The organism is Rufibacter soli (assembly GCF_054781795.1).
On sequence record NZ_BAAGTS010000002.1, the window covers coordinates 1,591,750 to 1,607,911 of the forward strand.

Annotated in this window: 15 protein-coding genes and 2 tRNA genes; 7 read left to right on the top strand and 10 right to left on the bottom strand. The window is 49.8% G+C overall.

Going from position 1 to position 16,162, the window contains the following annotated elements:
- Positions 1 to 91 precede the first annotated feature (91 nt).
- The 5 genes from ACYVJQ_RS08535 to ACYVJQ_RS08555 form a co-directional block, all read right to left on the bottom strand.
- Positions 92 to 1,045, bottom strand: coding sequence for an alpha/beta hydrolase (locus tag ACYVJQ_RS08535; RefSeq protein WP_460892654.1), 954 nt, complete (start codon positions 1,043 to 1,045; stop codon positions 92 to 94).
- A gap of 32 nt (positions 1,046 to 1,077) precedes the next feature.
- Positions 1,078 to 1,956 carry a 4-hydroxy-tetrahydrodipicolinate synthase gene (gene dapA / locus ACYVJQ_RS08540; RefSeq protein WP_460892655.1) on the bottom strand — a complete coding sequence of 293 codons (879 nt, stop codon included), beginning with the start codon at positions 1,954 to 1,956 and terminating at the stop codon, positions 1,078 to 1,080.
- 109 nt (positions 1,957 to 2,065) lie between these two features.
- Positions 2,066 to 2,698 (bottom strand): RNA-binding domain-containing protein, encoded by a 633-nt coding sequence (locus ACYVJQ_RS08545; protein ID WP_460892656.1) that lies wholly within the window; start codon positions 2,696 to 2,698, stop codon positions 2,066 to 2,068.
- Between the two features lie 16 nt (positions 2,699 to 2,714).
- Positions 2,715 to 3,572 carry an SDR family oxidoreductase gene (locus ACYVJQ_RS08550; protein WP_460892657.1) on the bottom strand — a complete coding sequence of 286 codons (858 nt, stop codon included), beginning with the start codon at positions 3,570 to 3,572 and terminating at the stop codon, positions 2,715 to 2,717.
- Between the two features lie 147 nt (positions 3,573 to 3,719).
- Entirely contained in the window at positions 3,720 to 4,103 is a 384-nt protein-coding gene (locus ACYVJQ_RS08555; protein WP_460892658.1) for a DUF3127 domain-containing protein, read from the bottom strand.
- A 187-nt stretch (positions 4,104 to 4,290) separates the two neighbouring features.
- On the opposite strand from ACYVJQ_RS08555, the gene ACYVJQ_RS08560 reads away from it, so the two are divergent.
- On the top strand, positions 4,291 to 5,226 hold the full coding sequence (locus ACYVJQ_RS08560; protein ID WP_460892659.1) for an isoaspartyl peptidase/L-asparaginase family protein: 936 nt from the start codon (positions 4,291 to 4,293) through the stop codon (positions 5,224 to 5,226).
- A gap of 42 nt (positions 5,227 to 5,268) precedes the next feature.
- Here ACYVJQ_RS08560 and ACYVJQ_RS08565 read toward each other — a convergent pair whose 3' ends face one another.
- Entirely contained in the window at positions 5,269 to 6,156 is an 888-nt protein-coding gene (locus ACYVJQ_RS08565; protein WP_460892660.1) for a cyanophycinase, read from the bottom strand.
- A gap of 170 nt (positions 6,157 to 6,326) precedes the next feature.
- On the opposite strand from ACYVJQ_RS08565, the gene ACYVJQ_RS08570 reads away from it, so the two are divergent.
- Positions 6,327 to 6,833 carry a YciE/YciF ferroxidase family protein gene (locus tag ACYVJQ_RS08570; RefSeq protein ID WP_460892661.1) on the top strand — a complete coding sequence of 169 codons (507 nt, stop codon included), beginning with the start codon at positions 6,327 to 6,329 and terminating at the stop codon, positions 6,831 to 6,833.
- A 160-nt stretch (positions 6,834 to 6,993) separates the two neighbouring features.
- On the opposite strand, the gene ACYVJQ_RS08575 is transcribed toward ACYVJQ_RS08570, so the two are convergent.
- A complete protein-coding gene (locus tag ACYVJQ_RS08575; protein WP_460892662.1) occupies positions 6,994 to 8,781 on the bottom strand; it encodes a M1 family metallopeptidase in 1,788 nt (595 codons plus the stop codon).
- A gap of 287 nt (positions 8,782 to 9,068) precedes the next feature.
- On the opposite strand from ACYVJQ_RS08575, the gene ACYVJQ_RS08580 reads away from it, so the two are divergent.
- Together ACYVJQ_RS08580 and ACYVJQ_RS08585 are read left to right on the top strand one after the other, a co-directional pair.
- Positions 9,069 to 10,736, top strand: coding sequence for a L,D-transpeptidase family protein (locus tag ACYVJQ_RS08580; protein WP_460892663.1), 1,668 nt, complete (start codon positions 9,069 to 9,071; stop codon positions 10,734 to 10,736).
- A 646-nt stretch (positions 10,737 to 11,382) separates the two neighbouring features.
- Positions 11,383 to 11,802 (top strand): helix-turn-helix domain-containing protein, encoded by a 420-nt coding sequence (locus ACYVJQ_RS08585; RefSeq protein ID WP_460892664.1) that lies wholly within the window; start codon positions 11,383 to 11,385, stop codon positions 11,800 to 11,802.
- Between the two features lie 246 nt (positions 11,803 to 12,048).
- Here the strand turns inward: ACYVJQ_RS08585 and ACYVJQ_RS08590 are convergent, their stop codons facing one another.
- The 3 genes from ACYVJQ_RS08590 to ACYVJQ_RS08600 all read right to left on the bottom strand — a co-directional run bounded on the left by ACYVJQ_RS08590 (position 12,049) and on the right by ACYVJQ_RS08600 (position 13,301).
- Entirely contained in the window at positions 12,049 to 12,591 is a 543-nt protein-coding gene (locus ACYVJQ_RS08590; protein WP_460892665.1) for a heme NO-binding domain-containing protein, read from the bottom strand.
- Between the two features lie 341 nt (positions 12,592 to 12,932).
- Positions 12,933 to 13,006: transfer RNA gene (locus tag ACYVJQ_RS08595), tRNA-Asp, on the bottom strand.
- Between the two features lie 221 nt (positions 13,007 to 13,227).
- Positions 13,228 to 13,301, bottom strand: a tRNA-Asp gene (locus ACYVJQ_RS08600).
- Between the two features lie 233 nt (positions 13,302 to 13,534).
- On the opposite strand from ACYVJQ_RS08600, the gene ACYVJQ_RS08605 reads away from it, so the two are divergent.
- From ACYVJQ_RS08605 to ACYVJQ_RS08615, 3 genes are read left to right on the top strand one after another with little or no spacing between them, the layout of a single operon-like run.
- Positions 13,535 to 14,482 (top strand): acetyl-CoA carboxylase carboxyltransferase subunit alpha, encoded by a 948-nt coding sequence (locus tag ACYVJQ_RS08605; RefSeq protein WP_460892666.1) that lies wholly within the window; start codon positions 13,535 to 13,537, stop codon positions 14,480 to 14,482.
- Positions 14,483 to 14,539: 57 nt separating this feature from the next.
- A complete protein-coding gene (locus ACYVJQ_RS08610) occupies positions 14,540 to 15,379 on the top strand; it encodes an MBL fold metallo-hydrolase (protein WP_460893589.1) in 840 nt (279 codons plus the stop codon).
- Positions 15,379 to 16,146: a patatin-like phospholipase family protein gene (locus ACYVJQ_RS08615; protein WP_460892667.1), complete on the top strand. Its 768-nt coding sequence runs from the start codon at positions 15,379 to 15,381 to the stop codon at positions 16,144 to 16,146. Before ACYVJQ_RS08610 ends, ACYVJQ_RS08615 begins: the two co-directional genes overlap by 1 nt.
- Positions 16,147 to 16,162: the final 16 nt, after the last annotated feature.

Genomic DNA, 16,162 nt, shown 5'->3' on the forward strand with positions numbered 1-16,162 from the left:
GTATACCCAGATAAAAAGAGGAATCCCGTTTTGGGCCTGTTTTTCAGAAAACAGGCCCAAAACGGGATTCCTCTTTTTAATTCCTTTACGGTTAGTTCAGGCCTTTTATAAAATTAACCAAGGCTGGCATCAGTTCGGGGGCCAGCGGGAGGGTGGGGTTAGAGTAGGTGGCTATATTGGCCGTTCTATCTCCTATTATCTCTTTAAGGACATGGTTCATACCATTTATTTCCAGCAGTTTCGCCTTTGGCTGCGCTTCTGCCAATCGTTTGGCTTCCTGCATACCCACTTGTATGTCCTGGTTGCCCTGGACCAGAAGTACAGGAATGGTAAGTTTCTTTAGCTCCACTTGTGGGTCAAGCTTAAACCAGGAAATAAGGTAAGGCTGCACGCTGGGCCGGAACAAGGAAGCCATCATAGGGTTAACATCAGCCACAGTTTGGCCCAGAACTAACTGGTCCAGCACCGGAAAGGCCATGTCTTTCACCATCTGGGGCTGCGGGGCCAACTGCTCCCGTATCACCTTGTCCGCCGATTGACCAGCGCCTGCCACTGAAATCAACCCATTGGCTTTGGCTTCCCGGGCCGCAATCATGCCAATCAAAGACCCTTCGCTGTGGCCCAGGATAATTACCTTGTTAAACCGTTTGTCTTGTTTGAGTTTCTGCGTCCAGGCGGTGGCATCCTGCACATATTGATCAAACCGAAGGTCTGCCTCAGATAGTCCGGCCGCTTTGCTTTCGGCAATGCCGCGTTTGTCATAGCGCAAAGAGGCAATGCCCTGGGCTTGCAGCGCCTCGGCTACCATTCTTAGGCTGTTGTTTTTCATGGCCGGGTTGTTCCCGTCCCGGTCCGTGGGGCCTGACCCTGAAATGAGCAGGACCACCGGCATCTTTTTGGCACCCGCCGGGATAAGCAAGGCACCTTTCAGGTTCCCATTTTCGGTAACCAGTTCCGTGGCCTCACCTGGGTTTGAAGTCTGCGCCCGTAAAGACTGGGTCAGCAGAAGGCAGCAGGCGGCCAGCCATAAGAATTTGTTTTTCATCTGTTTTTAGAAAAATGGCTTAGAAACGCAACTTAGGCCAGGAGGGGAGCGGCAGCCTCTTTCACGCGCTGTACCAGGCTGGCAGAAGCTGGCGCCAACGGCAGACGCACGTAAGGACCACAGATGCCTACTTGGTCCAGGGCCACTTTCAAGCCCACTGGGTTGGCTTCTTCATACATAAGCGGATTAATCTTGCCAAAAGAACGCTGCAAAGGGGCGGCTTCTTTAAAATTTCCTTCCAGGGCCAGGCGCGTCATCCGGCTGAACCGCTCTGGAAAGGCATTGGCTAGTACCGAAATAATTCCGTCTCCACCCACAGAGATCAAAGGTACGGTATGCATGTCATCGCCACTGATCACCAGGAAACCTTCTGGCCTACCGTCTAGAATAGCCATGTATTGCTCCATGTTTGCGCTGGCGTCTTTGGTGCCAATGATGTTGGGGTGCTGCGCCAGCCGCAAAGTAGTGGCCGCCGTCATATTGATACCGGTTCTGCCGGGCACGTTATAGAGAATCACGGGCACAGGGCACGCCTCAGCTATAGCGGTGTAATGCAGAAATACTCCTTCCTGTGATGGCTTGTTGTAATAAGGGCAAACCGAAAGGATAGCATCTATGCCCGTAAAGTCCAGCTTTTTGATTTGGTCCAGCACATATTGGGTGTCATTGCTCCCCAAGCCGTACACCAGCGGTTTGCGGCCTGCTATGCGCTCCTTAGCAAAAGCTAGCAACTGGGTTCGCTCCTCTGGGGTAGTGGTCACCGACTCGCCGGTAGTACCGTTCACCACCAGGTAATCTACGCCATTATCTAAGGTAAAATCAATCAAACGGCCAAAGGCCTCTATGTCCACGGAAAGGTCGGCTTTGAAGGGAGTCACCAAGGCTACACCTGTTCCTCTTAATGCTTGCATAGTAATAGGTTTATGGATTTTTCTTTGCCAAAGATAGAGATTAGCTGTAATTATTCAGGTGCATGACGAACGCTTGTTCTGATAAAACTGGTGTTTAAACCCGCCATAGCTAGCTTAACGTGAAAAAGGGCTCTTTTTCCTTGTCATGCAATCGTATACGGCCCTGCAGCACTAACTCTACCAGCAACCGGTGCGCCCGCCTCCTGGAAAGGTTGGCCAGCTGCATTACCTGCTTGATGGTGAGGCGCCGGTGCTTCTGGAGCAGTTCCAGGAGGCGAGCCTGCTGGTAATCTTCCTTTTCCTGGATGGGCTCTGGTTCGGGTTCAAGGGTAAGGGATTTCTCCACCAGGCGGCTGGTTTGCACGCTTTCGTCCTTTACCCTCACGTAGCCGCGCCAGTCATTTTCCTTAACCTTGGCTAAATGGGGTTTGGTGGTGCTTTCAGGAATATGCACTTTCAGAACGGTGCCTTCGTCCATGTCCACTTCCTGGTAAAAGACCCTAACGGGCGGGTCGCAGAAAAAATTGGCCGCCAGGTCCAGGGAATAGATTTCCTCATCAGGGTCTACGCCGCAAACAGAGCCATCGTCCTGCACGCCCACCAGAATCTGGCCACCGCGGGTATTGGCAAAGGAAACCAGGGTGCGGGCGATGCGGTCTGGCCGTGAAATGGTTTTCTTGAACTCCAGCGTGTCGCCTTCCCCCTGGAGGATAAGCAAGGTTAAGTCATGGATGCCGTGCATGGATCAGGGAAAAACGTTAGGCAAGGTCGAAACCGGTTTGCTCGGCACTGATGTCCCAGAGGCGGCGGGCAATGTGGGCGTTATAAGAGTCCTTGGAGGAGTTTGCCTGCTGTTTGCCTTTAAAGTACTTGCCGCTCAGTTTAGTCACATACGGGGAGGTGGCCAGGTGCACAGAGCCGCGGGCCCCCGCCGCCGGCGATTTCATGAACAAACGTCCTAGCCTGAAAAAATGCCGGATAAAGAAATTACTGTTCTGCCCGAAGTTGGAAGCCACCACGCCTGGGTGCAGGCAGTTCACGGTAAGATTGGTGAATTCTGTGCGGCGGGCCAGCTCATAGGTGAAAAACACGTTGGCCAGCTTGGAATCTGCATAGGAGGTCAAAGCGCTGTACTGCTCGGGCAGGCCGGCGCGGGTAAAGTCAATCTGCCCCAGGCGGTGCGCCTCTGAAGTGACATTGATGACCCGGCCCTGCGGCGAGGCCAGTAGCTGGTCAATAAGCAGGTTGGTGAGCAGGAAAGGCGCCAGGTGGTTGGTGGCCCAGCCAATTTCAAACCCCTCGGGTGATAATTCTAGTTGCCCCGGTATAAGGCCTGCGTTATTAATGAGCACATCTATCACCGGAAAGGCCTCCTGCAGTTCATTGGCCAATTGCCTTACCTCCTGCATAGAGGAAAGGTCGGCTAGGTGTAAAGAAAGGTTGGCCGCCGGGGCTTTTCTTTTTATCTCGGCCATGGCTTTCTGGCCCTTGGCTTCGTTTCTGCAGACCAACGCCACCTGGGTGCCTTCCTGGGCAAGGGCCTCGGCCGTGGCCTTGCCAATGCCAGAGCTGGCGCCGGTGATGACAATTACTTTGGTTTCAGGTGGTTGGTTCATGGTAGGCAAGGCTCTAAAAGGAGCAGATAAGAGGCACTACGGAAATTATGGGGTTTTTGCTGCCTTAAATTCCGGCAGCCAAAAAGAAACAAAAAAATGCGGCCCGTAAAGAGCCGCATTCCAATGAAGTGTATGGGTGGAATTTCCTTAGAAAGGAAGGTCGTTGTCCATGTCATCGCTGATGAAGGAGCTGGACTTCACCGGAGCTTGTGCGTAAGATCCGCCACCGGCCTGCGGCTGCGCCGCGCCCGCAGAAGCGTGCTCTACTCTCCAGGCCTGCAGGTTGGTGAAGTACATAGTGGTACCGTTTTTAGTGAAAGGCTTGCCGCTCAGGTTAAAGGCCACCTTTACTTCATCGCCTGTTTTATAGTTGTCAAGAATACCGCACTTGTCTTGGGTAAGCTGAAACTTGGCGTATTGCGTATAAGAGCCATCTGGAATCTCCAGTACGAATTCACGTTTCCGGAATTTTTCGCTCACTTGGGTTTCGTCAAAGATTTCGTGCAATCTTCCCTGTACATCAAAAGACATAGGTGATAAATTTAATAGATTAGTAAAGTAAACTCATACAAAGATACAAAGAATAGCAGGTTAAGATTCCCTGTCAGGCACTTAAATTTATCAACGTTTCAGGAAAACAGACAAGACACAGACCCGGGGGAAAGTGCAGCCGTATATCAAGCCACCCGCCTTTTCCGTAGAAGAACCTTAAAGGATTATGGAGACATCTGAACACTTTTCACTGGCCTTGCACGGTGGGGCCGGCACCATTACCCGGGCCATGCTCACCAAGGACCAGGACCTTGATTACCGGGAAGCCCTGCAACGGGCTTTATCAGCGGGTTATGAAATTCTAAACGGCGGGGGCACCGCTCTGGCAGCCGTAGAGACGGCGGTGGCAGTCATGGAAGATTGTCCGCTGTTCAATGCTGGCCGGGGCGCGGTCTTCAACAAAGACGGGAAACACGAAATGGACGCCGCCATCATGTGCGGGATAAACCTGGAGGCCGGCGCGGTGACGGGCGTGCGTAACGTGCGCAACCCTATTTTACTGGCCAGCCAGATCCTTTTCCATTCAGATCACGTGTTTCTGGGGTACCCTGGCGCCGAGGAGTTTGCGCGCAAGCAAGGCCTGGCCTTTGAACCAGATTCCTATTTCTATACCCAGCAACGCTTTGAGCAATGGCAACAGCTGCGCGACTCAGACATTTTCATGCTGGACCATTCCCATGACAAAAAATTTGGCACGGTAGGCGCCGTAGCCCGCGACAAAGCCGGAAACCTGGCGGCGGCTACCTCCACAGGCGGCATGACGAACAAAAACTACAACCGCATTGGCGACACGCCTATTATTGGGGCCGGCACCTACGCCAACAACCGCACCTGCGCCATTTCCTGCACCGGGCATGGTGAGTATTTTATCCGGAACGTGGTGGCCTATGACATTTCCTGCCTAATGGAGTACAAAGGCCTTTCCCTGGCCGACGCGGCTTCTTTGGTAGTGCATGGCAAGCTGAAGGAACACGGAGGGGAGGGCGGCCTGGTGGCCGTGGCCGCCAACGGAGAAATAGCCATGCCGTTCAATTCTGAGGGCATGTACCGTGCCGCCTGGGTAAGCGGGAAGGCCCCGGTAGTGGCGATATACAATGATTAACCTGTTTTGAGCCTGTTTTTCTGAAAACGGCCCCAAAACGGGTTAGCTTTTCTTGGCCGGTTCCTGGTTTTTACCCGGGCAGAATTTCCGTTCCTTTATATCATAATGGTTCCCGAAGGCCAGCACGTGTACCTTCAGGTTTTCAATGGAAAGGGGCGTGCCCGGCTCAGCATACGGGGTGTTGTTGTGCTTGATGTGGTGACCGTCTACGATAATGACCAGGTTGGAGCCGATGGTTTCAATCACGTTTCCCTGGCTGATCAATACGCCGGTGTCTTCCCCCAGTCCTATGCCAATCTTAAAGGGGTGCATGGCAACCGCCTCCATTAAGCGACCAAAACGGCCGCGCTTCACAAAATGGGAGTCAAAAATAACGTTTTTCTGAAAGGCCAGCCCCCGGTCCAGTTTCACGGAGTTCTTGAGCAGGGACCGCGGGCTGCTGCCGCCTTTGATCATAATGTCAGACATGGCCATGGCCCCGGCGCTGGTACCGGCAATCACAAAATTATCTTCGTTCTGGTAGCGTTCCTGCAGAATCTGGTGAAAGGCCGTCCCTGAGAAAATCCGGAAAAGCCGGGACTGGTCGCCGCCGGTGAACATAACCCCACTGGCTTTCCTGAGCCGGTCCAGGTTCTCGGGCAGCTGGGCTTCCTCCTCTTCCCTTATGTCCAGGATATTGACCTGCTGGCAGCCCAGCACCTGAAACGCATTTAAGTACAGTGCCCCAATTTCCTCCGGAATCATAGAGGCCGAGGTGATGACTTCTATTCTGGCCTGTTTGCCCCCCATCTCGTCAATGATGCGGCGCAGAATTCCCAGTTCAAAGAAATTAAGGCCGTACTTCTTCTTCCGGATGGGGTAGGTGCCTTTGTCTTCGTTTCCGCCCACGGCGATGAGAATGCCCTTTGGAGCCTGCTCAAATATGGTCATAAAGGATCTTCCTTAATATTGAATGTTGCTTATACGGAGTAAAGGAGGGCGTAGGTCTACTTCTGGCAGCGCAGTAGTGCCACCAGGTTCTGGTAAATGTCATGAACTAGCCCCTTTGCCTGCCGTATAGAAAAGGTATCTGTTTGATTGTCAACTAAAAGATAAAAGCTATGAGACTAACATCCTTAAATGACCTGTTCATTCACCAAATGCGCGATCTCTACAACGCGGAGCAACAAGCCATGAAAGCCATGCCCGAAATGATGGAACGGGTCACTAACCCCAACCTGGCCCGGGCCATGCAGGACCACATGATGGAAACCCAAAATCAGGTAAAGCGGTTAGAGCAGTGTTTTGAGATACTAGGCATTAACGGCCACGGGGAAAAATGCATGGCCATGGAAGGCATCATCAAGGAAGCCAAAGACTTTATGAAACATGAAGCAGATGCTGAGGTAATGGACGCCGGAATCATTGCCTGTGCCCAACGGCTTGAGCACTATGAGATAGCCGGCTACGGTACCGCCTGCACCTATGCCAAATTCTTGGGCCATACTCAAGTACTTAACCTGCTTCAGGAAATCCTGAGTGAGGAAAAGAAAGCTGATGAGAAACTGACCTTCATTGCCGAGACCTCAGTGAACATGCAAGCCGAAAACCACAAACGGAGAATGTAATTTCCACTAGTTTGGCTTCCTGGCCCTGGTTTGCGTTTTAAGCCTGTTTTTGTAAAAACGAGCTTAAAACGCAAACCAGGGCGAAGGGCCTTTCAGAAATTGCCAATTTACAAGAAGAAGCCCGTTTGGTAAGGCCAAACGGGCTTCTTCTATTTTAACCTCAGGCCTGGAGCAAGGGATCCAAGCTGGCGGTAGACACGGTATGGTAATTGTGCCGGGCCTTTTGGTAAACCTGCCGGGCAAAATGGGCGCCAGTCTCGGTTTTCAGGAGGGCTTTGTAAAGGGGCAATATAAATTTCCGGCGGCCTACGTGCAGCAGGAAAGTCTCCAGGGCCGGGTAGGCGGCTTGGTATTGGTGCCGGATGGCGTGCTGAAACCACTCGGCCTGTATTTCGGCGTTGCCAGAGGCGGTGAACTCGAAGGCCTGGTCCAGTTCCTGCAGCTGCGCCTGGGTAAGGTCTGCGGGGAGGTGGCTCAGGAAGAAAAGCCATTCATGGGTGCTCCAACCGGTAGTGGGAAGATCCTTGGCCGGAGTCCCGGCCTGCCAGGCCGACAGTTCTTTTTTGACCTTCTGGAAAAGGGCGGCCTCTATGCCGGGGGTGCCGGCCGGAAGGCCAGGCTCATAAATCCAGGCATGTGCATTCACTTTTTGGCGTAGGGCCTCGTCTCCGTTTATGAGCTGTTTTTCCAAAAACTGCTCAAAACTAGCCGTATCCATGGAGGTAAACTTAAAGGTGCTGAAGTAGGCATTTACAAAGGCATCAAATCGCTCGCGCCCTACCAGCCGTTCCAGGTGTCGCAAAAAGTAATTCCCTTTCTCGTAGGCTATGTCATTCATGCCATCATCGGGGTCGCGGTTTTCCAGGTTAAGCTTCAGGCAAGTGTCCTGGGGTTTGTCTCGTAAGGCCTGCAAGGTATTCAGCAAATCCTGGTACCCCAGGGTATGGAGCATCTCAGCATAATCATGCCCGTACAGGGCCTCCATAATACGCCGCTCAAAATAGACCGTAAAGCCTTCATTGAGCCAGAAATCATTCCAGGTGGCGTTAGTCACCAAATTCCCCGACCAGGAATGGGCCAATTCATGGGCCACCAGGCTGGTAAGGGACCGGTCTCCGGCAATGATGGTGGGTGTTGCAAAGGTAAGCCTGGGGTTTTCCATTCCCCCGAATGGGAAGCTAGGCGGCAGTACCAAAAGGTCGTATCGGCCCCAGAGGTAGGGTCCGTACAGCTTTTCGGCGGCCAGAAGCATTTTTTCTGTGTCAGCAAATTCATAGGTGGCCGCTTGCAGGGTGCTTGGCTCAGCGTACACACCGCAGCGTTCACCCACCGGGGCAAACACCAAATCACCCACCGCCAGAGACAGCAGATAGGAGGGGATGGGTTGCTCCATTTTAAAGTGATAGGTGCCCTGGGCATTCTTCTCTTGCGGGTTTTCGGCGCTCATGAGCGGCAACAAGTGCGCTGGAACCTGTACCTGGGCCGTGTAGGTAAACCGGATGCTGGGGCTGTCCTGGCAAGGCAACCAGGTGCGCGCCAGAATGGCCTGCGATTGGGTGAAAAGGAAAGGATACTGCTTGCCCGCGGTTTGGGCGGGTTCCAGCCACTGCAGGGCCGCTGATGCTGGGGTGGTCTCAAAGGATATTTTTATTTGGTCGGCGCCCTGCGCAAGCGGAATACGCAGCCCCTTGCCCAGAAAGGGCTTTTCCTGGGTAAAGGCAAAGGGAATTTCCTCGCCAGAGTCAGGCAGGGTTACGCTGGTAATGTGCAGGTGATGGGTGTCAAAGATGATCTCTGGGGCATTTTCATGGGTAAGAAAGTAAACTCCCCAGCCTTTTATTTTCTTGCTTTCAAAGTCAATCTGTAGGTTCCAATCCACGTGGTGCAGCCTGGCTACCTCTGGTGCCGAAAAGCTATGCACGTCAAGGGGCTTTAGATTAGTGCTCATGTTAAAATTATCCATTTTAGTGCTTAGTTAAGATAGAGCAGTTACTTTCTGCTCCTTTTTGTAAAACAAAAAAGGCAAGGTCTATTTTAGCGTTAAAATATAGATTCAATATATAGTCAAAGCCTTTCTATACCCTTTAGAAAAGCATGTTTGCTAATATCTAATTTGGTTTATATTCTGATCTATCATTATTTTTTTTATCCTATTTTGGGTTTAACCCTGAAAGTCAAACTTTTTGTACAGGGTATTAGTATAAGTACCACATCTCAATGATAGGAACAACCTCTATGAAATCAAATAAAGCCTTTATTCCCTTTTTGCTTTTTTTAATGTGCTTTCTGGTGGTCTCTGCCTGTACCAAATCTGGCGACAAGCAGAAAGCCAAAGTAGCAAAAGCCGCCGCCAAGCAATACCCGCAGCAAACGGATAGTGTGTACGTGGTGCAGTTCACTAAAAGCGACCCTGAGTTTAAAGAACACCTGGACCTGATGAAGCTTTTCTACCGGGAGCGCCAATATCGCTTTGCCTGGTTTAAAGACGGCGCCCTGGTGCCCCAGGCCCAAAAACTGGTGGACGTGATCAGCAAAGCCCACCAGGAAGGACTCAACCCCAATGATTACGCTAAAAAAGACCTGAAAGCCATGTTCCAGGCTCTAGACCAGGCCAAAAATGATTCTACTCGCCATAAGTTACAGGAAGAGCTGGACGTGACCTTAACGGCCTCTTACTTTAACTACGCTTCAGACTTTTATAAAGGTACTGTTGACCCCCGTAGCCTGGACAATATTGAGTGGGAGGTGAAAAGAAACAAAATAAAGCTGCACAAGGCCCTGCAAACCATTTTGAAGGAGCGCGATAGCCGCTACCCTTACTATGAGTTTGAGGCGCTGCACCCGGGCTATATTCGCTTGCGCGAGGCCTTAAAGCAGTACCGTCTGGCCAAGCAGCAAGGCGGCTGGCCTAAGATTGAAAACGTACAGAAGCCGCTCAAGCCCGGTGACTCCTCTCAGGTAGTACTGTCGGTGCGGGCCCGTATTTTGGGGAAAAATGCCCCGGGCGCTACCAGCCAGGTATATGATGACCGTTTAGCCGCAGAGGTGAAAAACTTTCAGATTCGCCACGGCCTGAAGCCAGACGGAGTGGTAGGCGGGGAGACGCTTAAGAAAATGAACGTGCCGGTAGAGGAAAGAATTGACCAGATAATCATTAACATGGAGCGGTGGCGCTGGGTGCCTAAGCGCTTTGAAGATAAATATGTACTGATCAATATTCCGGAATACATGATGCACGTGATGGAGAAAGACAAAGAGGTAATGAGCATGAAAGTGGTAGTAGGAAAAGAAATGCATGCTACCCCGGTATTCAGTGATAAAATGGAATACATTGTCTTTTACCCTTATTGGAACATTACTCCCCAGATTTTAACTGAGGAAATCGCGCCGGCCCAGGCCCAGAACCCAAATTATCTGGCGCAAAATGACATGGAAGTGGTGAAGGATATTGGTAACAATAAGGTAGAAGTCTTGCCTGCCTCTTCCATTGACTGGTACTCTGTAAATGAAGAATCAAAATTTAGAGTGCGTCAGCGACCTGGTAAAAAGAACCCTTTGGGTTTTGTGAAATTCATTTTCCCAAATGAGAAAAACATATACCTGCATGACACTCCGGCTGACCACCTTTTTAACCAAACCGAAAGAGGCTTTAGCCACGGCTGTATCAGGATTGAAAAGCCGTTTGAGTTAGCGCAATATCTGTTAAAAGACCAGAAGCAATGGAACGCTTCTTCCATAAATGCAGCTATGCATGGCGGGGCTGAAAAATACGTAAACCTTACTGCTAAGGTACCCGTGTACATTGTCTATTTCACGGCCTGGGTTGATGCCAATGGTGCGGTACATTTCCGGGATGATATCTACAACCACGACCGTGACCTGGAGATGGCCTATTTTAGATAAAACCTGGTTTTAAATACTGGGTTCCTTAGAGGAAACAGAGGCCCGGGTGCTGCTCAAATTTTGAGCAGCACCCGGGCCTTTTCATTGCGAACTTCTCAATGGAATTGAAAGGCTAATAATAGTGCAAAAAAGGCAATCAATCCCTAAGCTTCTTTTACCTTACTTAAAGTTTGAGAAAGCTGGATGAGAAGGTAAGCTGGCGTAGGAGGGAGGAATTCTAGCTGGATGGCAAAGTAATTGAATGCACATTGTTTAAAACGTTCATATGGACAATGACCAATAGCAAGAGAAGTTGATGTCAGGATGTCATATCTAGAATAGAAGAATTAAATAGGTATTACTTGTGAAGGTTAAGGTGGAAAAATCGGCTAACGGAACCGTGGAGAGGGGAAAGAACAAAATTAAACCCAGTTTACATTTGTAATACAAATGTAAACTGGGTTTAATTTTGTTAAATTGCGATTATATTAGGAAGTTTCAATTTGAGAGATAACAAGTAAAGTGTTTGTAAATAAGATACTTAATGGAATGTAGGTGAAGTATGTCTTCTGCTTGGTTCCTTAAGTAATCCACAACAAACAGTCCTAGGGAAATGTACTCCTTCTTTTTAGTTTAGATTAAATACATTGTTTCAGTGATAGAGCTATTGCCTAGAATTAAAGAGATCCTGGATTGGTGCGGCTTGGGGCCGGCTGCGTTTGCGGATGAGATTGGGGTCGCGCGGCCGGTGATCAGCCACGTGGTATCCGCTAGAAATAAGGCCAGCCTGGAGGTGGTCCAGAAAATCTTAACCCGGTATCCTGATCTTTCTCCGGCCTGGCTTTTACTGGGTGAGGGCCAAATGCTAAAAGGATTAGAGCAGGAACCTGTCGTAATATCTGGAAGTGACGGAGTATCTGAATCTCCTATTGAAGAGGAGAAAGCCCCCAAGCAGAAAGAAAAAGTGCAAGAAGGTAAAAAGGGTTCTGCTTCTCTTGACCAGGCTTCTTCCGTAGATGGGAAGCAATTAGTGAAAGTGATTTTGCTTTATTCAGATGGGAGCTTTGAAAACTTCAGCCAAGGGTAATGGTATTATTTAGAGGGTAGAGGTGAATCAGGTTACACTAAAACAGGCAAGCCAGGGAATTACTTTTCCTGGCTTGCCTGTTTTAGTTTGGCTTCTACTTTGGCAGTTGTTAAACTCCCAAATACTGTGTTGACTAAAATTTCATTAAGGCTTTCTGAGAAGCTAAGAAGCTATCTATTAACTGAATTACACGTAACCCATTAATTAAAAAGGAAGGCAGAGAATAAGGAGAAATATGGGGAATGTTTAGGCGGAAAGTTCTACGTCAAACCTGTAAGTTCCCTCTTCCTGACAAGGAGTTAGAGTAATATATAGCCTAGGTAATTCCCCAAAATAGGCTGCAATTCCTTTAATAATCCCCAGGCCCAACTGTGGGATGTTGCGTTTAGACCGGTAAATAATCTCCATGGCTTTGCTTGATTTTCTGGTGATTTCCAGAATAGGAGGCGTCACATTGGGGTTATTGGTACGGACGGCATGGTGCATGGTGTTCTCCGTGTTTTCAAGAATATCCAGCGTTTTCCAGGAAGGGTCAATATAGGCTTTGTACACCTTGAGCAGATTGGGTACCAGGGCCTTTCCAAACTGTTCTAAAAAGGTGCCAGGCTCCATCTGAATGTATTCCACAGCCTCTGTTACCAATGTAAAGACCATGGCATCGGGGTAAACCTGGTTGCCATCAATAGAGATATTGGTTGCATTGGCTTTTTTGGAAATAGCGTTCCAGGCGGTAAAGCCATACTGGGTCATGATAAATTTCTCTAACTCCAGAACTATAAAGCCATGCATATACAACGGTATTGGTGTAGGGCAAAAGATGTAAACCCGCTGGCCGACGCCCTCGGCTTTTGTTTAATGGGTATGGGGCAATTTAAAAAATAAATCTCCTACCCGGTTATAATACACGGTTTTCTATAATGAAAGGGAAGTTAATTGAAATGGATAAGGTCTTGCCTTGCAAGAGAAATGGAAGGCAGTTTTGCGGAAAAAATCTAGCTGCCTTTGGCAGGTGGCATTAGGAACTATCCTTCTAATGAATTGAATCCAAGCTTTTTGGCTCCTTATTTAAAATGTAAAAAGCATATAAAAAGCAAAAGCCCTCTCTCAGTTTCCTAAGAGAGGGCTTCTTGCGGTCCGGACGGGACTCGAACCCGCGACCTCCGCCGTGACAGGGCGGCATTCTAACCAACTGAACTACCGGACCAATTATCTTCCAGAACCTGTTGTTCCGTTTTGATGGTGCAAATATGTAGACTTAAATTTTATGATGCAACTCTCTCTTCTTTAAAACTAAAAAAAAGTAAGCCTTTTCTGTTTAAAGCCTGTTTTTAAGAAAATTGGCCTAAAACAGAAACCCACCACCAGAATAGGGCAGGCCCTTCAAAGCAAAAGCCCTCTCTCAGTTTCCTAAGAGAGGGCTTCTTGCGGTCCGGACGGGACTCGAACCCGCGACCTCCGCCGTGACAGGGCGGCATTCTAACCAACTGAACTACCGGACCAACTTTTCTTACAAGGCCATTTGCCCTGTTTGATGATGCAAATATGGGGGGCTTTATGTTACCACACAACAGGCAGGCCTAAAAAAGTGAGAAAGAAAGCCGCTGGTGCAGGTAACCGCTTCATTCTCAAACCGAAAATTTTCCAGTAAACAAGCTAAAACTCCCACTACTAAACTATGCAAGTTTCGTTTACCTTTGTAGCCACACTTTAGCAAAACGTAAGGGGCATACCTATGCTGTTAGATTTTGAACAACCCATCGCTTCCCTTGAAGGGAAACTAGCCGAAATGAAAAAACTGGCTTCTGAAAGTCAGGTAGACGTAAGTGAGGCGGTACAGGCTCTGGAGGAGAAAATAAAGTCCCTCAAAAAGGAGACCTACGCTAACCTTACCCGCTGGCAGCGGGTGCAGCTGTCACGGCACATAGACCGGCCCTATACCTTAGACTATATAAAAGGAATTACGTCCTCGTTTATTGAATTGCACGGTGACCGTAACGTGAAAGACGATAAAGCCATGGTGGGCGGTTTTGGGCAGATAGAAGGCCAGACCGTGATGTTCATTGGCCAGCAAAAAGGCCGTAACACCAAAGAGCGGCAGTTCCGTAATTTCGGGATGGCCAACCCTGAAGGCTACCGCAAGGCCCTGCGTCTGATGAAGCTCGCTGAGAAATTCAATAAGCCTATTGTAACCCTTATAGATACCCCTGGTGCCTTCCCGGGCCTGGAGGCCGAAGAAAGAGGGCAGGGAGAAGCCATTGCGCGTAACCTTAAAGAGATGTTCATGCTCAAGGTGCCCGTGATCTGTATTATTATAGGCGAAGGTGCTTCGGGCGGCGCCCTGGGGATTGGTATTGGCGACCGCGTATTCATGCTTGAAAATACCTGGTATTCTGTGATCTCACCTGAGTCTTGCTCCTCTATCTTATGGCGCAGCTGGAACTTCAAGGAGCAGGCCGCTGAGGCCCTTAAGCTTACCGCCAAAGATATGCTGGGCAACAAGCTGGTAGACGGCATTATCAAAGAGCCCCTGGGCGGCGCGCACGTGAACCCAGATAAGATGATGAAGCTGCTTCAGAAAAAGATTCTTTCTACCCTGGAAGAACTGGAGGCCATTTCTCCCGAAGACCGGATCATGCAGCGCATTGAGAAGTTTGGGGAAATGGGCGTAGTAGAAGAGTAATTCCGTTTTACCCCTCTTTTTCTAAAAACACCCTCAAAACGCACGCAGGCTATGGCTCTGACTCTGTACCCTATTAATACCGGAAACTTTAAGCTGGACGGCGGCGCCATGTTTGGCGTGGTGCCCAAAAGCATTTGGCAGCGCACTAACCCCGCAGATGAGAATAACCTCTGCACCTGGGCCATGCGTTGCCTGCTGGTGGAAGACGGCAACCGCCTGGTGTTGATCGATAACGGGATAGGGGACAAGCAGGACGCCAAATTCTTCAGCCATTATTACCTGCACGGCGATGATAGCCTGGAGAAATCTTTGCGGTCCGCTGGGTTTGACTATTCAGATATTACAGACGTTTTTTTGACCCACCTGCATTTTGACCATTGCGGCGGGTCTGTGAAAAACGGCCAGGACGGCACTCTGGAAACGGTCTTTCCCAATGCCCGGTACTGGAGCAACCAGGACCACTGGCAATGGGCCACCGTGCCTAACCCTCGTGAAAAGGCCAGTTTCATAAAGGAAAACATCTTACCTATTCAGGAAAGCGGGCAGTTAAACTTTGTGCCGGTGGGGCAGGAGACCTTCTCCCCAGGATTTGATATTACTTACGTAGACGGCCATACAGACAAAATGATGGTGCCGCGCCTCCAATACAAGGGCCGCACTGTTTGCTTTGTGGCCGACCTTTTACCGTCGGTGGGGCATTTGCCCTTGCCCTATGTCATGGGGTATGATACCCGTCCGCTGATTACCTTACAGGAAAAAGAGATTTTCCTGAACCGTGCGGCAGAGGAGCAATGGGTGCTGTTTTTTGAGCATGATGCCCAGCACGAATGCTGCACCGTGAAAATGACTGAGAAAGGCGTGCGGGTTGACCAAACCTTCCGGCTTTCTGAGTTATAATGGGATCGGTTGGGCTTTGCTTGTCTGGTGGCGCTGCCCGGGGCATTGCCCATTTAGGGGTCTTGCAGGCCTTGACAGAAATAGGGGTGCCTATTACTGCCATTTCGGGGGTTAGTTCCGGGGCCATTGCCGGTGCTTTTTTTGCGGCTGGGTTCCCGCCTTCAGAAGTCCTCAGGATTATCTCTGATTTATCTATGCAACGGCTGTTTAGGCCTGCCCTGCATACCGGGCTGTTGCAAACCCAGCCCCTTCACAAGATTTTTGAAGAATACCTGGGCGGCACTTCCTTTGAGGAGCTGCCTATTAAACTCATAATCTCTGCCCTGGACCTGGTAGAGGGCAGCACAGTTTATTTCACGCAGGGATCTTTGGTAGAAGCCTTGAAAGCTTCCTCTGCGGTTCCTATTCTCTTTAAACCGCTGGCCCTGGGTCACAAGTTATTGGTGGATGGCGGTATCCTAAACAATTTTCCGGTAGAATGCCTGAAAGGGGAGTGTGACCAAATCATTGGGGTGCACGTGAACCCCACCCACCGGAAAGCCAACATCAGAAACATACGGCAGGTCACAGAGCGGATTTTCCATCTGGCCATCTTAAGCAATGTGCAACAGCGCCTTACGCTCTGCGATCTCTTCCTGGAGCCTCCGCTCCTGAAGGAATACCCCGTCTATGCGCTAAACAAAGCCCAGGAACTGTATACTATTGGGTACGAACACGCGTTATCCCTTTCAAAAGAAATAGAGGCGCTCCTGTCGCCAAATAAATAGTTTCTGTATATATAAA

Bases quoted from the DNA above. Each gene is read 5' to 3' on its own strand.
- ACYVJQ_RS08535 (WP_460892654.1), bottom strand. From the start codon at position 1,045: ATGAAAAACAAATTCTTATGGCTGGCCGCCTGCTGCCTTCTGCTGACC.
- dapA (WP_460892655.1), bottom strand. From the start codon at position 1,956: ATGCAAGCATTAAGAGGAACAGGTGTAGCCTTGGTGACTCCCTTCAAA.
- ACYVJQ_RS08545 (WP_460892656.1), bottom strand. From the start codon at position 2,698: ATGCACGGCATCCATGACTTAACCTTGCTTATCCTCCAGGGGGAAGGC.
- ACYVJQ_RS08550 (WP_460892657.1), bottom strand. From the start codon at position 3,572: ATGAACCAACCACCTGAAACCAAAGTAATTGTCATCACCGGCGCCAGC.
- ACYVJQ_RS08555 (WP_460892658.1), bottom strand. From the start codon at position 4,103: ATGTCTTTTGATGTACAGGGAAGATTGCACGAAATCTTTGACGAAACC.
- ACYVJQ_RS08560 (WP_460892659.1), top strand. From the start codon at position 4,291: ATGGAGACATCTGAACACTTTTCACTGGCCTTGCACGGTGGGGCCGGC.
- ACYVJQ_RS08565 (WP_460892660.1), bottom strand. From the start codon at position 6,156: ATGACCATATTTGAGCAGGCTCCAAAGGGCATTCTCATCGCCGTGGGC.
- ACYVJQ_RS08570 (WP_460892661.1), top strand. From the start codon at position 6,327: ATGAGACTAACATCCTTAAATGACCTGTTCATTCACCAAATGCGCGAT.
- ACYVJQ_RS08575 (WP_460892662.1), bottom strand. From the start codon at position 8,781: ATGAGCACTAATCTAAAGCCCCTTGACGTGCATAGCTTTTCGGCACCA.
- ACYVJQ_RS08580 (WP_460892663.1), top strand. From the start codon at position 9,069: ATGAAATCAAATAAAGCCTTTATTCCCTTTTTGCTTTTTTTAATGTGC.
- ACYVJQ_RS08590 (WP_460892665.1), bottom strand. From the start codon at position 12,591: ATGCATGGCTTTATAGTTCTGGAGTTAGAGAAATTTATCATGACCCAG.
- ACYVJQ_RS08605 (WP_460892666.1), top strand. From the start codon at position 13,535: ATGCTGTTAGATTTTGAACAACCCATCGCTTCCCTTGAAGGGAAACTA.
- ACYVJQ_RS08615 (WP_460892667.1), top strand. From the start codon at position 15,379: ATGGGATCGGTTGGGCTTTGCTTGTCTGGTGGCGCTGCCCGGGGCATT.